The sequence below is a fragment of the Burkholderia theae genome (assembly GCF_048565265.1).
Classification (GTDB): domain Bacteria; phylum Pseudomonadota; class Gammaproteobacteria; order Burkholderiales; family Burkholderiaceae; genus Burkholderia; species Burkholderia theae.
On the sequence record NZ_CP183461.1, the window covers coordinates 415,857 to 431,831 of the forward strand.

The window sequence follows — 15,975 nt, forward strand, 5'->3', positions numbered from 1 at the left end:
CGCGCGGCTCCCCCACCCGATACACCGAACAGAAGAGCACCTTATGGGCAAGGCAACCGGTTTTCTGGAGTTCGAACGCCGCCACGAGGCGTACGAAGCACCGCTCACGCGCGTGAAGCACTACAAGGAATTCGTCGCGGCACTGACCGACGCGGACGCGAAGGTCCAGGGCGCGCGCTGCATGGATTGCGGCATCCCGTTCTGCAACAACGGCTGCCCGGTCAACAACATCATCCCGGACTTCAACGATCTCGTTTACCGCCAGGACTGGCAGCAGGCGATCGAAGTCCTGCATTCGACCAACAACTTCCCGGAATTCACGGGCCGGATCTGCCCGGCACCGTGCGAGTCCGCGTGCACGCTCGGGATCAACGACGACCCGGTCGGCATCAAGTCGATCGAGCACGCGATCATCGACAAGGCCTGGGCGGAAGGCTGGGTGAAGCCGCTGCCGGCCGAGCACAAGACGGGCAAGAAGGTTGCCGTCGTCGGTTCGGGCCCCGCGGGCCTCGCCGCCGCGCAGCAGCTCGCGCGCGCGGGGCACGACGTGACGGTGTTCGAGAAGAGCGACCGGGTCGGCGGCCTGCTGCGTTACGGGATTCCCGACTTCAAGCTCGAGAAGTGGCTGATCGATCGCCGCATGCGCCAGATGGAAGCGGAAGGCGTGACGTTCCGCACCAGCGTGTTCATCGGCAAGGATCCGCTGCCCGAGTCGATCGGCAGCCTCGCGAAGGAAACCATCTCGCCGGACACGCTGAAGGAAGAATTCGACGCAGTCGTGATCGCGGGCGGTTCGGAAACGCCGCGCGACCTGCCGGTGCCGGGCCGCGAGCTCGCCGGCGTCCATTTCGCGATGGACTTCCTGCCGCAGCAGAACCGCGTGAACGCGGGCGACAAGCTCGTCGACCAGCTGGTTGCGAAGGGCAAGCACGTGATCGTGATCGGCGGCGGCGATACGGGTTCGGACTGCGTCGGCACGTCGAACCGCCACGGCGCGAAGCAGGTCACGCAGTTCGAGCTGCTGCCGCAGCCGCCGGAAGAGGAAAACAAGCCGCTCGTGTGGCCGTACTGGCCGATCAAGCTGCGCACGTCGTCGTCGCACGAGGAAGGTTGCGAGCGCGACTGGGCGGTTGCGACGAAGCGTCTCGAAGGCAAGAACGGCAAGGTCGAGAAGCTGATCGCGGCGCGCGTCGAGTGGAAGGACGGCAAGATGCAGGAAGTGCCGGGCTCCGAGTTCGAGCTGAAGGCCGATCTCGTGCTGCTCGCGATGGGCTTCACGCAGCCGGCCGCGCCGGTGCTCGACGCGTTCGGCGTCGCGAAGGACGCGCGCGGCAACGCGCGTGCGGCGACCGAAGGCGATCGCTCGTACTACACGTCGGTCGACAAGGTGTTCGCGGCGGGCGACATGCGCCGCGGCCAGTCGCTCGTGGTGTGGGCGATCCGCGAAGGCCGCCAGTGCGCGCGTTCGGTCGATGCGTACCTGATGGGGCATACGGAACTGCCGCGCTGAGCTGAATAGCGCAAGCGGGTTTCGACGAAAACCGGGCGTCCGACAGGGCGCCCGGTTTTTTTACGTGCACGGCCGGCAGGTTGCCGCTTAACATGCACGGAACACCGTGCAGGGCACCGGCCCGATCGACGACCGATTCCTGCGTCAACCACGATCGCGTCTTGCACACCATGTTTCGAGACAACGCTCCGGAAATCACCCGCCCGTGCTTCACGGCCGACGGCAACCGCGTTCGGCTGGGGGACGTCGTTGCGCTGCTGCTTTCACACGGGCAAGGCCTACATGTCGAAGACCACGCATTCGTCGCGCAGCAGCGGCAGATCGACGTCGACATGCGTGTCGTCGACGCGATCGGCGCGCGGATGACGCTGGAAGGCTTCGCGCAGTTCACGCCGGCCGACGACGTGCGCAGCACCTTCCCGCTTGCCGCGATGCGCGACATGGTGACGAGCCTCGCGCAGACCGGCATTCCGCCGGTGTTCGCTTTCGTGTGCGACGAATTCTGGCTCACCTACTGGCGGCTGCAGAAGGTCGTCGCGGCAGCGCTGGGTACCACGGCCTTCATGCTGATGCCGGATTTCTGGGTTTGGCACGTCAGCGCGAAGGCGGGGCAGGCCGGCTGGAGCATGCACCGCGATGCGGGGGCGAGATCGCTGCTGCCGGACGGGCGCGCCGGCGCGCTGTCGCTGTGGATGCCGTTGACGCCCGTCGATTCGTCCACCGGTTGCGTGATGCTGCTGCCGAAGCATCGCGATCCCGATCACGGCACGGATCGCGTGTCGCAAGCCGGATTCGACGTGCGGGATATCCGTGCGCTCCCCGGCGCCGCCGGCGATCTGATGATGTGGAGCCAGTCCCTGCTGCATTGGGGTAGCCGCGGCAGCACGCTCTCGGAGACATCGCGCATCAGCATGTCGATCGGCGCGCAGGTCGAGGCACTGGGCCCGTTGAATCCGCCGCTGCTGAAGCCCGACGTGTTGCCCGCCGCCGGCCTTCGGCTCGAATTGATCGCCAAGCAGATCCTGCAATACGAGCAATTCGCGGCCATCGACCCGTCTTGGGCACATTTCGCGCGAGTCGTGCTCGCCAGCGGATTGTCCGGGCTGGTCTTCGACATCCCTGTCGAATGGCGGCTTCGCTGACCGGAGGGGCGGTGGCGCACGCGAAGGTTGGCGAGGCGCCGCCGGACAGCTGGTAAATTGCTTCGACACCATGCCGTAACGTCGACAGCGCCGCTGCGTGTCTCACCGTCCGCCTTTGTTCGGCCTTCCGCATTTTCGCGAAGCGTCGTCTAACCTGATGACATCCGTCCTCAATTTCTCGGCATCTCTATTCCTTTCGTTTTGTAATAATCCTTGAAAACTGTCATATCATGTCGCCCCTCGGGCCGCGTTCGCGGTGGCTGCATGTAACTGACCCTATTTACAAGGAAACCGGATGGAAGCATTCGTGCATGGGCTGATCGACGCCGTCAACGGCGTGTTGTGGAATTACGTGCTGATCGCGCTGCTGCTCGGCGCCGGTGCGTGGTTCACGTTGCGGTTCCGGATGATCCAGCTGAAGGCGTTGTTCCTCAGCATGAAACTGGTCGGCAGCAAGGGCGAGCCGGGCAGCATTTCGTCGTTCCAGGCGTTCGCGACCGGGCTCGCGAGCCGCGTCGGTACGGGCAACATTGCCGGCGTCGCGGTCGCGCTGACGGTCGGCGGGCCGGGCGCGATCTTCTGGATGTGGATGACGGCGCTGGTCGGGATGTCGTCGGCGTTCGTCGAGGCGACGCTCGCGCAGATCTTCAAGGTCTCGCACCCGGACGGCAGCTATCGCGGCGGCCCCGCGTACTACATCCAGACGGGCCTGCGTTCGCGCGCCTTCGGCGTGCTGTTCTCGCTGTCGCTGATCCTCGCGTTCGGCTTCGTGTTCAACGCGGTGCAGGCCAACGCGATCGCCGATGCGTTCCATACGTCGTTCGGATTGAGCCGCGAGACGGTCGGCCTCGGCCTCGTGCTGCTGAGCGCACCGATCATCTTCGGCGGCATCCGCCGGATCGCGACGGTCGCGCAGGTGATCGTGCCGCTGATGGCGATCGGCTACCTCGCGCTGGCCGTGTACGCGGTCGCGACGCACATCGCGCTGGTGCCGGGCGTGATCATGCTGATCGTGAAAAGCGCGTTCGGCTTCGAGCAGGCGGCGGGCGGCCTGACGGGTTATGCGGTCAGCCAGGCGATCGCGATCGGCGTGAAGCGCGGCCTGTTCTCGAACGAAGCGGGGATGGGCAGCGCGCCGAACGCGGCCGCGACCGCGAGCACGCGGCACCCGGTCACGCAGGGGCTGATCCAGATGCTCGGCGTGTTCGTCGACACGATCGTGATCTGCAGCGCGACCGCGTTCGTGATCCTGCTGTCGGGCCAGTACGAGCTCGGCACCGGCATGGAAGGCGCGGCGCTCACGCAGCGTGCGATCTCGAGCCACGTCGGCGACTGGGGCGGCATCTACATGGCCGTTGCGATCTTCTTCCTCGCGTTCTCGTCGGTGATCGGCAACTACGCGTATGCGGAAGGCAACGTCGAATTCATCACGAAGCGACGCGGCGTGCTGCCGCTGTTCCGCGTCGCGGTGCTCGGGATGGTGATGTTCGGTAGCGTCGGGCAACTGCCGCTCGTGTGGGCGATGGCCGATACGAGCATGGGGCTGATGGCGATCATCAACCTGATCGCGATCCTCGCGCTCGGCAAGTATGCGCACGCCGCGTGGGCCGACTATCGCCGCCAGCGCGCGGCAGGCGTCGCCGATCCGGTGTTCACGCGCAACACGATCCCGGAGCTCGCGCGCGTGCTGCCGGCCGACGTGTGGGGCGAGCACGGCCCGTTGCCGCAGCGTCCCGCTTCGGCCGATCCGGCGCGCGCGCCGCGTGCCGCGGTGAGCGAGTCATGAACGGCGACCGGCTCCGTGCGTTCGTCGCGCTGATGCCCGATGCGGCGTCGCGCGACGCGCTGCACGCGTTGCCGGTCACCCGCGGAGCGCGGCGCACGCTGCCCGCGCAACTGCACATGACGCTCGCGTTCATCGGCGCGATCGAACGGGAACGTTGCGACGCGCTGGCCGCGCACCTGCCCGCGCTCGCGGCCGCGCATGCGCTGCCGCTGCTGCCGGTCGAGCGGATCGCGTGGTGGCCGAGCCTGCCGCGCGCGCGGCTGATCGTCGCGGAGCTCGAGGCCGAACCCGCGTGCGTCGCGCTGAATGCGGGGCTGGCAACGCTGTTGCGCGGACTCGGCGTGCCGGCCGACCGGCGGCCGTTCCGGCCGCACGTGACGCTCGCGCGGCTGCCGCACGACGCGGTCGGCCAGCCCGCGCACGGTGGCGCGCCGGGGCGGGCGGTCGTGCTGCGCATCGAGGCGCTGACGTTGTTCGAAAGCCGGCTGTCGCACGAGGGCGTATCGCATCGGCCGATCGTGTCGGCGCCGATCGCCTGGGCGGAAGGCCGGGCAGCGGGTTGAGCGGTTCTCGCGACGCACCGCGATGGCCGCACGCTGCGCGTATCGCGCCCGCGCATTGCGTCGACGGCGTTGCCCGGTGCCGAGCCTATCGGTCGTAACGCGCGAGCGTCAGGCCCGACAGATCGATCTCCGGTTCGCGTCCCGTGACGAGATCCGCCAGCACCTTCCCCGAACCCATCGACATCGCCCAGCCCGTCGAGCCGTGGCCGACGTTGAGCCAGAGCCCGTCGATCCCGCTCGCGCCGAGCAGCGGCGGCCCGTCGGGCGTCATCGGCCGGCGGCCGACCCAGAAGCGCGCCGACGCGCGATCGGCCGCGTGCGGAAACCAGTCGTCGAGCACCTTCATCAGCGTATCGAGCGCCTGCTGCCGCAGCGCCGCGTGCCGGTTGCCGAGTTCCGCGGTGCCCGCGACGCGCAGCGTCGGGCCGAAGCGCGTGATCGCCGTCTTCAGCGATTCGTCCATCAGCGCGGCGCGCGGTGCCTTTTCGTCGTCGATAACCGCGAGCGTCGCCGAGTAGCCCTTCACCGGATACAGCGGCACGTCGATGCCGTGCGGGCGCAGCAGGCCGGCGCTGTCGACGCCGAGTGCGACGACGATCGCGTCGGCCGCGAGCGGGGCATCGCTTCGTGCGGCGGCCCCATCGTCCGGTGAATCGATCCGCACGCCGCGCACCTTGCCGCCCGCGACGTCGAGCGCGCGGATCTCGGTGCGAAAGCGGAACGTCACGCCGTTCGCGTCGCACAATGCACGCAGTTCGCGTGTGAAGCGTGCGCAGTCGCCGGCTTCGTCGTCGGGCAGGTAGATGCCGCCGACGGGCGCCTGCCGCGCCCAGCGCAGGCCCGGCTCGATCGCCGTACAGCCGGCCGCGTCGAGTTCGCGAAACGCGATGCCGGCGTCGCGCAGCACCTTCAGCGCGGGCTGCACCATCTCGACGTCGAACGCGCCGCGCAGCAGCTGCAGGTAGCCGCGGCTCGCGCCATAGTCGAACGGATAACGCTCGCGAAACCCGTGCAGGCACGCGCGGCTGTAATATGCGATGCGCTGCATCCGCTGCTTGTTCACGCGGAACCGCTCGAATTCGCATTCGCGCAGCCAGCGCACGATCCAGCGCCACTGCGCGGCATCGAGCGTCGGCCGGAAGATCAGCGGCGACGCGGGCTTGAACAGGTACTTGAGGATCTTGCCGGGCATGCCGGGGGCGGCCCACGGCGTCACGTAGCCGGGCGCGATCACGCCCGCGTTGCCGAGGCTTGTCGCCTGTGCGACATCGGCCTCGCGTTCGATCACGGTGACGTCGCAGCCTGCTTCGCGCAGGTGCCAGGCGGTGGTGACGCCGATCACGCCGGCGCCGAGAACGATCACGTGCATGCGGTTTCCGGAACGAAGCGGGTGCTCACGATGCGACGGCCGGCTCGTCGACGAGCGACTTGCCGCGCGTTTCCGGCAGCACGAGCGCGGCGACGATCACGAGCAGGTAGCCGCCACCGGCGACGAGGCCGATCGCTTTCACGAGCGACATCGACTGCGACAGCGAACCGACGAGGATCGGGAAGAACGATCCGAGCCCGCGGCCCAGGTTGTAGCAGAAGCCCTGGCCCGAGCCGCGGATCGCACCCGGATACAGCTCCGACAGGTATGCGCCGACGCCCGCGAAAATGCCCTGCACGACGATGCCGAGCGGGAAGCCGAGCAGCAGCATCGCGGTATCGGTGATCGGCAGCATCGTGTACGCCATGCCGAGCGAGAACGAGCCGATCGCGAACAGGATGAACGACGCGCGGCGGCCGAGCCGGTCGGACAGGATCGCGCCGACCACGTAACCGACGAACGAGCCGACGATCAACACGACGAGATAACCGCTCGTGTTGAACACGGACAGGTGGCGGACGGTTTTCAGGTAGGTGGGCAGCCAGGTCGTGATCGCGTAGTAGCCGCCGAGCATCCCGGTGCACAGTGCGCTGCCGAACAGCGTCGCGCGCAGGTGCGGCGGCGAGAAGATCTCGAGGAAGTGGCCCGACACGCGGCCTTCGTCGCGCGCGCGGCGCGTGGCCGTGTAGATGTCCGGATCGCTGACGTTGCGGCGGATATAGAGGATCCACAGTGCGGGCACGATGCCGATCCAGAAGCATGCGCGCCACGCGACCTGCTCGGGCAGCAGCGCGAAGAACGCCCAGTAGAGGATCGCGGCCGCGGCCCAGCCGAACGACCAGCTGCTCTGCACGGTGCCCACGGCCTTCGCGCGATGCTCGGGCGAGCGGATCGTCTCGGCCATCATGATCGTCACGACCGACCATTCGCCGCCGAAGCCGAAGCCCTGCAGCGTGCGCGTCGCAAGGAGCTGCCAGAACGAGTGCGTGAAACCGGACAGGCACGTAAACAGTGCGAACGTCGCGATCGTCCATTGCAGCACACGCACGCGGCCGTAGCGGTCGGCGAGGATGCCGGCGACCCAGCCGCCGATCGCCGACGAGATCAGCGAACTCGTCGCGATCATCCCGGCCTCGCTCTTCGACATGCCCCAGGTCGCGATCAGCGTCGGAATCAGGAACGAATAGATCATGAAATCGAACGCATCGACCGCGTAGCCGCCGAATCCGGCGTACAGCGTCTTGCGCTCGCGCGACGACAATTCGTTGAACCACTGGAATGCCTGCATGCTTGCCGTCCCCTCTTGTCTCGTCTCGCGCTGCCGCGTGGCGGTTATTTTACGGTCGCGATGGGGCCGGCCAAAAAAAGGCCGATGCGGGTTCGTGCAGGAAAACGGGGAGGCGGGAAGGAAGGGAGACGCCGCGTCAGAGCGTCAGGCCGCCGTCGATGTGGACGACCTGGCCGGTAATCTGCCGCGCCGCGTCCGACAGCAGGAACGCGATCAATGCGGCAACGTCGTCGGGTTCGGCGATCCGGCCGAGCGGGGTCGCCTGTTCGGCCTGCGCCCACGCGGCGGCGTTGCCGTCGCTCGGCCCGTGATCCTTGCGTGTGAAGCCCGGCGCGACTGCGTTGACGGTGATGCCATGCGCGGCGAATTCGACCGCCGCGGTGCGCACGAGCGATTCGAGCGCGGCCTTTGCGGCGGCGGTCGCCGCGAACGGCGCATCGGCGCGGTAGCGGTGCGCGACGAACGAACTGACCGCGACGATCCGCGGCGCGGCCGACGCTTCGAGCAGCGGCCGTGCGCGACCCGCGAGCGCGGAAAATGCGCCGGGCATCGCCGCGAAGGCGGATGCGAGCGTGTCCGCGGAAAGATCGGAAAAGGCCTGCCGCGCGGCGAAGCCGGCGTTCGCGACGAGCTGGTCGAGCCCGCCGAAGTGCGTGGCAGTCGCATCGACGAGCGTGGCCGCGACGGCCGGTGCGGCGAGATCGCCGGTAAGCGTGATGCACTTCGCGCCGGCCGCCGTGCAGGCGCGCGCGACTTCGGCGAGCCGGGCCCGCGCTGCCTCGTCGGCGCCGCGCGCGTGCAGCGCCAGCGCGATGCCGGGCGCCGCGAGCCGCCGCGCGAGTGCCGCGCCGATCCCCGAACCTGCGCCGGTGATCAGTGCGATGCGCGCGGCGCGTGCACTCACGCCGCGACCTTGTCGCTGTTGTTCACGCGTTCGACGTGGATCGTGCCACCATGGAACGCGGCCAGCGATTCGCGGTGCGCGATGCTGACGATCGCGGCCTTCGGCAGCCGTTCGGCGAACAGGTGGTAGAGGCGTGCCTCGTTGTCGGCGTCGAGCGCGCTGGTGGCTTCGTCGAGGAACAGGAAGTCGGGCTTGTGCAGCAGCACGCGCGCGCCGGCCAGGCGCTGCTGTTCGCCCGGCGACAGCACGCGGGTCCAGTGCGCGGTCTCGTCGAGGCGCTCGACGTAATCCTCGAGGCGGCATGCGCGCAGCGCGTCGCGGCAGGCGTCGTCGCTGAACGTGTCGGGCGTCGCCGGATAGGTGAGCGCGGCCTTCAGCGTGCCGATCGGCAAATAGCTCGTTTGCGGCACGAACATCATCCGCGCGCCGACCGGCGCGTCGATCGCGCCGTCGCCGAACGGCCACAGGCCCGCGAGCGCACGCATGAACGTGCTCTTGCCGGAACCCGACTTGCCGATCACGAGCCAGCGCGAGCCGGGCTCGATCGTGACGCTGCCGATGTTCGCGAGCGCGTTGCCGTTCGGCAGCGCAAGCTTGAGCGACGACGTCGACAGTTTCGCGCCGTCGATGTAGTGCAGGTTGATGCCGCCGTGCTCGGTCGCGGGCGACAGGCTTTCCTTCAGGTGCGACGTGCCCATCACGCGCTTGAATTCGCGCAGACGGTTGACGGTGGCGCGCCATTCGACAAGCGTCGAGTAGCTGTTGATGAACCACGAGAACGAATCGCTGACGGTGCCGAACGCGGACGAGATCTGCATCAGCACGCCGAACGAGAACGCGCCCGCGAAATAACGCGGCGCGGCGACGACGAGCGGGAAGATGATCGCGATCTGCCCGTAGAAGCTCAGCACGAACGTGAGCCGCTTCGTGTACTTCATCACGCGCCACCAGTTGTCGCGGATGCGCGAGAAGAGGCCCTGCGCGTTGCCGGTCTCGGTTTTCTCGCCGTCGTAGAACGCGATCTGCTCGGCGTTCTCGCGCACGCGGATCAGCCCGAAGCGGAAATCGGCCTCGACGCGCTGCTGCTGGTAGTTGATCGACACGAGCGGATGGCCGACCTTCTGGATGATCAGCGAGCCGACCACCGCGTACAGCGCGGCCGCCCACACCATATAGCCCGGAATCGAGATCGGCGTGGCGCCGAGCGTGAGTGTCAGCGCGCCGGCGAGCGACCACAGGATCGTGATGAACGACACGAGCGTGACGACCGTCGACAGCAGGTCGAGCGACAGCGCGAGCGTCGTGGTCGAGAACGACTGGAGGTCGTCGGTGATCCGCTGGTCGGGGTTGTCGGCGAGGCGGTCACGCTCGATCCGGTAGAACGCGCGATCGCCGAGCCACTGGCCGAGGAAGCGGTCGGTGAGCCACTGGCGCCAGCGGAAGCCGAGCATCTGCCGCAGGTAGCGGCCATACACGGCGAGGATGATGAACGCGAACGCGAGCACGGAGAACTGCATCAGCAGGTTCGGGAAGTCGTGGACGTCCTTCGACTGCAGCGCGTTGTAGAACTCGGCGTTCCACTTGTTCAGGCGGACGTTGATCCACACCACGCAGAGATTGATCGCGATGATCGTGACCAGCAGTCCCCACGCGATTTTCCATTCGGACGATACCCAGTAGGGCTTGATGAGGCTCCACGCGGATACCGGGCGCTCGTCCTGTGGCGCGTCGGAGGCGGAGCGGACGGGATCGATCGATTGGGTCATGTGCTTCCTGATGAGTAGCCGGCACGCGGGCCGGGCGAAGCCGGGCGCGCGCCGCGATACGGCATGCCGGGGCGCGGCGCCGACTGACGGCGGGCGCACGGATGGTCGCCCGCGCGTCTTAAACGGCACTTAAGGGCCGGCGGTGACGCGGCAACCGGCCGCTCGCGCGGCCGGCCTGCGGGCATTGTGCCAGAGCGGCGCGGCACGACGGCGAATTTGCCGCATGGGGACAGTTTGCGGCGCTTTCCGCTTTTATGGTCTAATGGCCGACGACGAAACAGGGGTGCTTCGTGCGCGGCCGGCGGATGTTCCAGGCGGCGCAGCGAGGCTGAGAAAGACCCTTCGCACCCGATCCGGGTAATACCGGCGAGGGAAGTTTCTGATCCCGCCGGGCCGCGCTGGCCGCCATCCCACATGGTCAGCGCCCGAGTCCCGCCCGGCCGGCCTTTGCTGCCGGTTTCGTCCTTTTGGGTACGCGCATTGCGCGTTACGGAAGGAATGATGACCGCACAATCTTCAGTCTTTTGCATGGCTCCCGGCCCGATGTCGCGTGCGTTCGCACGGGACGGCGCGTGCGCGTCGACGTTCGTCGTGCGCGCTCGCGCGGAGGGGGTGCGATGAACGTTCCCGATTCACGGCCGGATTTCGCGGTGCTCGGCGGCGGCCTCGTCGGCCGCCTGATCGCATGGCGGCTCGCGGGCGACGGGTTTCGCGTCGCGCTCTACGAGCGTGGCGGCCCGGATGGCGAGCAGTCGGCCGCGTGGATCGCGGCCGCGATGCTCGCGCCGCTCGCGGAAGCGGCGAGCGCGGAGCTGCTGATCACCGAGCTCGGCGCCGCGTCGCTCGCGCGCTGGCCGCAATGGCTCGCGGAGCTGCCCGAACCCGTCTTCTTCCAGCATCACGGCACGCTCGTCGTCTGGCATCAGGCGGACCGCGCGGAGGCGCCGCTGTTCGAGCGGCGCGTGCGCGCGAACGCGCCGGCCGACCTGTTCGACGGCGGCTTCGTGACGCTCGCCGGCGCGCAGGTCGATGCGGCCGAGCCCGCGCTCGCGGGCCGCTTCGCGCGCGGGCTGCTGCTGCCGCGCGAAGGCCAGCTCGACAATCGCCAGGCGCTGCGTGCGCTCGCCGCGGGTCTCGTCGAGCGCGGCGTCGACCTGCACTGGCACGTCACGATCGACGACGCGCACCTGCCCGACGCGCATTTCACGATCGATTGCCGCGGGCTCGGCGCGAAACCCGCGCTGCCCGCGCTGCGCGGCATCCGCGGCGAAGTCGCGCGCGTGCATGCGCCCGGTATCGGGCTCACGCGGCCCGTGCGGCTGCTGCATCCGCGCTATCCGCTGTACATCGCGCCGAAACAGGACGATCTCTATGTGATCGGCGCGACCGAGGTGGAGGGCGAGGACATGTCGCCCGTCAGCGTGCGCTCCGCGCTCGAACTGCTGAGCGCGGCATTCTCCGTGCATCCGGCGTTCGGCGAGGCGCGCATCCTCGAACTCAATGCGCACTGCCGGCCGACGCTGCCCGACCATCGCCCCGCGGTGATCTGGGACGGCGCGTCGACGCTGGCCGTCAACGGCCTGTACCGGCACGGCTTCATGATCGCGCCGGAAGTCGCGCACGCGGCGGTCGCATGCGCCGAAGCCGCGCTCGGCGGCGCGTTCGGCGATGCCGACGCGTTCGCCGCCTGGCGTGACGCCGCGCGCTGGCCGACGCTCCTTCATCACCGCAACGACGCGCGCCAGCCGGCCTGACGCGCGCCGCCGACCGAATCCGACGAAGCCTCATGGATATCCAGATCAACCAACAGACCCTGACGCTGCCCGACGGCGCGACGGTGGCCGACGCGCTCGCCGCGTACGGCGCGCGCCCGCCGTACGCGGTCGCGCTGAACGGCAACTTCGTCGCGCGCACGCAGCATGCGGCGCGCGCGCTCGCGGCGGGCGACAAGCTCGACGTCGTGCACCCCGTCGCGGGCGGCTGAGCGCCGCCGGTTCGTCCCCGCTCTTCCAGGAAAACGACATGACGTCCCTCACATCCGCCGACGCGCTGACGCTGTACGGCGAAACCTTCGCAAGCCGCGTGCTGCTCGGCACGTCGCGCTACCCGTCGCTGCAGTCGCTGTCCGATTCGATCGCCGCGTCGCGGCCGGGGATGGTGACGGTCGCGCTGCGCCGCCAGATGACGGGCGGCACGGCCGAAGCCGGTTTCTTCGACCTGCTCAAGCGCCACGCGGTGCCGCTGTTGCCGAACACGGCCGGCTGCCAGACCGTCGCCGAGGCCGTGACGACCGCGCACATGGCGCGCGAGGTGTTCGGCACCGACTGGATCAAGCTCGAGCTGATCGGCGACGACTACACGCTGCAGCCCGACCCGGTCGGGCTGATCGAGGCCGCCGCGCAGCTGGTCAAGGACGGTTTCAAGGTGCTGCCGTACTGCACCGAGGATCTCGTGATCGGCCGGCGCCTGCTCGACGTCGGCTGCGAGGCGCTGATGCCGTGGGGCGCGCCGATCGGCACGGGCAAGGGCGTCGTGAACCCGTACGGCTTGCGCGTGCTGCGCGAGCGGCTGCCCGACGTGCCGCTGATCGTCGACGCGGGGCTCGGCGTGCCGTCGCACGCGTGCCAGGTGATGGAGTGGGGCTTCGACGGCGTGTTGTTGAACACCGCCGTGTCGCAGGCCACGCACCCCGAGATCATGGCGCGCGCCTTCGCGCAGGGCGTCGAGGCCGGCCGTGCCGCGTATCTCGCCGGGCCGATGGACGCGCGCGAGACCGCGCATGCGAGTACGCCGGTCGTCGGGATGCCGTTCTGGCATCAGGACGGGGGCGGCGCATGAGCGCGCGGTTTGCCGATGCCTTCTGGCCGCCGGCCGACGAGCTGGCCGAAGCGGCCGAACGGATTCGCGCACGGCTCGGCGACTGGCCGCGCGACGCGGCGCCGTGGCGGCTCTGCGTGGCGGTGCCCGACGCGCCGGCCGACGGCGACGTGCTGATCGTGTCGGCCGGCGACCGCATCGCGCAGACGCGTGCGTCGGCCGTCTCGCGGCCCGCGTCGCCGGACGCGGTTGCGATCGGATTCGACGAGCAGGGTGCGGTGCTGCACGCGGCGGGCGTGCGCTACGCGCTCGAAGCCGCGCATCCGCTGGCGGACGACTGGATCGCGGCGCTCGCCGCATTCCTCGATTGCGGCTTCGCACCGGTCGACGCGCTGGTGCTCGCGCTGGCGTGGCGCGACGGCGACGAGACCCGCGCCGCCGACGCCTGGCCGGCCGATGCCGCGCGGTTCCCGCGCGTCGCCGGGTTGCCGGCCGCGCCCGAGCCCGCGTTCGCGCCGTGCCCCGCGCAGCTCGGCCTCTATCCGGTCGTGCCGGATGCCGAATGGGTCGAGCGCGTGCTCGATTGCGGCGTGCGGACCGTGCAACTGCGCGTGAAAGGCGCGGCGCCGGACGCATTGCGCCGGGAAATCGCGCGTGCGGTCGCGGCCGGGCGTCGTTATCCCGATGCATGTGTGTTCATCAACGATCACTGGCAGATCGCTGCAGATGAAGGTGCGTACGGCGTTCATCTGGGCCAGGAGGATCTCGAAACGGCCGATCTGGCCGCGATCGCCCGCGCGGGCCTGCGGCTCGGACTTTCGAGCCATGGTTATTACGAGATGTTGCGCGCGCTGCACGAGCGCCCGAGCTACCTTGCGCTCGGCCCCGTGTACGCGACCGCGACCAAGGCCGTCGCCGCGCCGCCGCAGGGCCTCGCGCGGATTGCCCGCTACGCGCGCTTCGCGGGGGCGCGGGCGCCACTCGTCGCGATCGGCGGGGTGGGGCTCGACGCGCTGCCGGCCGTGCTGGCGACGGGCGTCGGCAGTGTCGCGGTGGTCAGCGCGGTCACGGGCGCGGCCGACTATCGGGCCGCGCTTATTGCGCTGCAGCAATGTTTTGCCGGACAATTTGACAATCATTGACCGCAGGGCCCGGAACGGCGTCACGACATCATTCCAAGGCAGGCCCTATAATTCGGCGTTCTGCGTAAAAGGACTGTCCGCTCCGTGAGCCCCACTCCTCCCGAGACATTGCTGGAACTTCGCGACGTCGACTTCGGCTACGGCGACCGCCTCGTCCTGTCCAACCTGAACCTGCGCTTCGGGCGCGGGCAGGTGGTCGCGGTCATGGGCGGGTCGGGTTGCGGCAAGACGACCGTGCTGCGCCTGATCGGCGGCCTTGTGCGCGCGCGCCGCGGCCAGGTGCTGTTCGACGGCGCCGATGTCGGCGCGCAAACGCGCGACGGCCTGTACGCGCTGCGCCGCAAGATGGGCATGCTGTTCCAGTTCGGCGCGTTGTTCACCGACATGTCGGTGTTCGAGAACGTCGCGTTCGCGTTGCGCGAGCACACCGATCTGCCCGAAGACCTGATCCGCGACCTCGTGCTGATGAAGCTCAATGCGGTCGGGTTGCGCGGCGCGCGCGACCTGATGCCGTCCGAGGTATCGGGCGGGATGGCGCGCCGTATCGCGCTCGCACGCGCGATCGCGCTCGATCCGCAGCTCATCATGTACGACGAGCCGTTCGCGGGCCTCGATCCGATTTCGCTCGGCATTACCGCGAACCTGATCCGCACGCTGAACCAGGCGCTCGGCGCGACGTCGATCCTCGTCACGCACGACGTGCCGGAATCGTTCGCGATTGCCGACTACGTGTATTTTCTGGCCAACGGCGGCGTGCTCGCGCAGGGTACGCCCGACGAGCTGCGTGCGTCGACCGATCCGAGCGTGCGGCAGTTCATCGACGGCGCGCCGGACGGCCCCTTCAAATTTCATTACACGAGCCCGCCGCTCGCAGCGGATTTCGGGCTCGGCGGAGGGCGCGCATGATCAGCGCGATCGGACGTTACGTCATCGACGGCCTCGGGCGCGCGGGCTACGGCACGCGCCTGTTCGTGCGCCTCGTGCTGGAATTCTTCCCGCTGCTGCGCCGGCCGCGGCTTGTCACGAAGCAGATCCACTTCCTCGGTAACTATTCGTTCGTGATCATTGCCGTGTCGGGGCTGTTCGTCGGCTTCGTGCTCGGCCTGCAGGGGTATTACACGCTGAACCGCTACGGCTCCGAGCAGGCGCTCGGCCTGCTGGTCGCGCTGTCGCTCGTGCGCGAGCTCGGGCCGGTCGTCACCGCGCTGCTGTTCGCGGGCCGCGCGGGCACGTCGCTCACGGCCGAGATCGGCCTGATGAAGGCCGGCGAGCAGCTCACCGCGCTCGAGATGATGGCCGTGGACCCGATCAAGACGGTAATCGCGCCGCGCATGTGGGCAGGGATCATCACGATGCCGCTGCTCGCCGCGATCTTCAGCGCGGTCGGCGTGCTCGGCGGCTACATCGTCGGCGTCATACTGATCGGCGTCGATCCGGGCGCGTTCTGGTCGCAGATGCAGGGCGGGGTCCAGGTCTGGGCCGACGTCGGCAACGGCGTGCTGAAGAGCATCGTGTTCGGGTTCGCCGTGACCTTCATTGCGCTGTTTCAAGGGTATGAAGCGAAGCCCACGCCGGAAGGCGTATCGCGTGCGACCACCAAGACGGTCGTGTTCGCGTCGCTCGCCGTACTCGGCCTCGATTTCCTGCTGACTGCGCTGATGTTCAGCTAAGCCTCAGCCAAGCCATAT

Annotated in this window: 14 protein-coding genes and 1 riboswitch; of the genes, 10 read left to right on the plus strand and 4 right to left on the minus strand. The window is 68.8% G+C overall.

Annotated features, from left to right (window positions below):
• Positions 1 to 43 precede the first annotated feature (43 nt).
• The 4 genes from ACN22W_RS02000 to thpR all read left to right on the plus strand — a co-directional run bounded on the left by ACN22W_RS02000 (position 44) and on the right by thpR (position 5,001).
• Complete coding sequence (locus ACN22W_RS02000) at positions 44 to 1,510, plus strand: glutamate synthase subunit beta (RefSeq protein WP_048251422.1); 1,467 nt, start codon at positions 44 to 46, stop codon at positions 1,508 to 1,510.
• 170 nt (positions 1,511 to 1,680) lie between these two features.
• The gene (locus ACN22W_RS02005) at positions 1,681 to 2,652 is read left to right on the plus strand and encodes a phytanoyl-CoA dioxygenase family protein (RefSeq protein WP_419685996.1); all 972 of its coding nucleotides are present in this window, start codon (positions 1,681 to 1,683) and stop codon (positions 2,650 to 2,652) included.
• A 295-nt stretch (positions 2,653 to 2,947) separates the two neighbouring features.
• On the plus strand, positions 2,948 to 4,438 hold the full coding sequence (locus ACN22W_RS02010; protein ID WP_343494095.1) for an alanine/glycine:cation symporter family protein: 1,491 nt from the start codon (positions 2,948 to 2,950) through the stop codon (positions 4,436 to 4,438).
• Positions 4,435 to 5,001: an RNA 2',3'-cyclic phosphodiesterase gene (thpR, locus tag ACN22W_RS02015; protein ID WP_419685998.1), complete on the plus strand. Its 567-nt coding sequence runs from the start codon at positions 4,435 to 4,437 to the stop codon at positions 4,999 to 5,001. Before ACN22W_RS02010 ends, thpR begins: the two co-directional genes overlap by 4 nt.
• A gap of 85 nt (positions 5,002 to 5,086) precedes the next feature.
• Here thpR and ACN22W_RS02020 read toward each other — a convergent pair whose 3' ends face one another.
• The 4 genes from ACN22W_RS02020 to ACN22W_RS02035 all read right to left on the minus strand — a co-directional run bounded on the left by ACN22W_RS02020 (position 5,087) and on the right by ACN22W_RS02035 (position 10,328).
• Positions 5,087 to 6,370, minus strand: a complete 1,284-nt coding sequence (locus ACN22W_RS02020; protein ID WP_419686000.1) for a D-amino acid dehydrogenase — start codon at positions 6,368 to 6,370, stop codon at positions 5,087 to 5,089.
• 25 nt (positions 6,371 to 6,395) lie between these two features.
• Positions 6,396 to 7,658: an MFS transporter gene (locus ACN22W_RS02025; protein ID WP_129513542.1), complete on the minus strand. Its 1,263-nt coding sequence runs from the start codon at positions 7,656 to 7,658 to the stop codon at positions 6,396 to 6,398.
• Between the two features lie 136 nt (positions 7,659 to 7,794).
• Positions 7,795 to 8,562 carry an SDR family NAD(P)-dependent oxidoreductase gene (locus tag ACN22W_RS02030; protein WP_419686002.1) on the minus strand — a complete coding sequence of 256 codons (768 nt, stop codon included), beginning with the start codon at positions 8,560 to 8,562 and terminating at the stop codon, positions 7,795 to 7,797.
• Positions 8,559 to 10,328 (minus strand): ABC transporter ATP-binding protein/permease, encoded by a 1,770-nt coding sequence (locus tag ACN22W_RS02035; protein ID WP_129513544.1) that lies wholly within the window; start codon positions 10,326 to 10,328, stop codon positions 8,559 to 8,561. Before ACN22W_RS02035 ends, ACN22W_RS02030 begins: the two co-directional genes overlap by 4 nt.
• Positions 10,329 to 10,597: 269 nt before the next feature.
• Positions 10,598 to 10,720, plus strand: a riboswitch (TPP riboswitch).
• A gap of 225 nt (positions 10,721 to 10,945) precedes the next feature.
• Between ACN22W_RS02035 and ACN22W_RS02040 the strand changes: the two genes are divergently transcribed.
• The 6 genes from ACN22W_RS02040 to mlaE all read left to right on the plus strand — a co-directional run bounded on the left by ACN22W_RS02040 (position 10,946) and on the right by mlaE (position 15,957).
• Positions 10,946 to 12,082 carry an FAD-dependent oxidoreductase gene (locus ACN22W_RS02040; protein WP_419686004.1) on the plus strand — a complete coding sequence of 379 codons (1,137 nt, stop codon included), beginning with the start codon at positions 10,946 to 10,948 and terminating at the stop codon, positions 12,080 to 12,082.
• 32 nt (positions 12,083 to 12,114) lie between these two features.
• A complete protein-coding gene (gene thiS, locus ACN22W_RS02045; protein ID WP_027783340.1) occupies positions 12,115 to 12,312 on the plus strand; it encodes a sulfur carrier protein ThiS in 198 nt (65 codons plus the stop codon).
• A 38-nt stretch (positions 12,313 to 12,350) separates the two neighbouring features.
• Positions 12,351 to 13,166 (plus strand): thiazole synthase, encoded by an 816-nt coding sequence (locus tag ACN22W_RS02050; RefSeq protein ID WP_034183640.1) that lies wholly within the window; start codon positions 12,351 to 12,353, stop codon positions 13,164 to 13,166.
• Positions 13,163 to 14,287 carry a thiamine phosphate synthase gene (gene thiE, locus ACN22W_RS02055; RefSeq protein ID WP_419686007.1) on the plus strand — a complete coding sequence of 375 codons (1,125 nt, stop codon included), beginning with the start codon at positions 13,163 to 13,165 and terminating at the stop codon, positions 14,285 to 14,287. Before ACN22W_RS02050 ends, thiE begins: the two co-directional genes overlap by 4 nt.
• Before the next feature lie 84 nt (positions 14,288 to 14,371).
• Positions 14,372 to 15,193, plus strand: coding sequence for an ABC transporter ATP-binding protein (locus ACN22W_RS02060; RefSeq protein WP_027783343.1), 822 nt, complete (start codon positions 14,372 to 14,374; stop codon positions 15,191 to 15,193).
• Positions 15,190 to 15,957, plus strand: coding sequence for a lipid asymmetry maintenance ABC transporter permease subunit MlaE (mlaE, locus tag ACN22W_RS02065; RefSeq protein ID WP_419686009.1), 768 nt, complete (start codon positions 15,190 to 15,192; stop codon positions 15,955 to 15,957). Before ACN22W_RS02060 ends, mlaE begins: the two co-directional genes overlap by 4 nt.
• Positions 15,958 to 15,975: the final 18 nt, after the last annotated feature.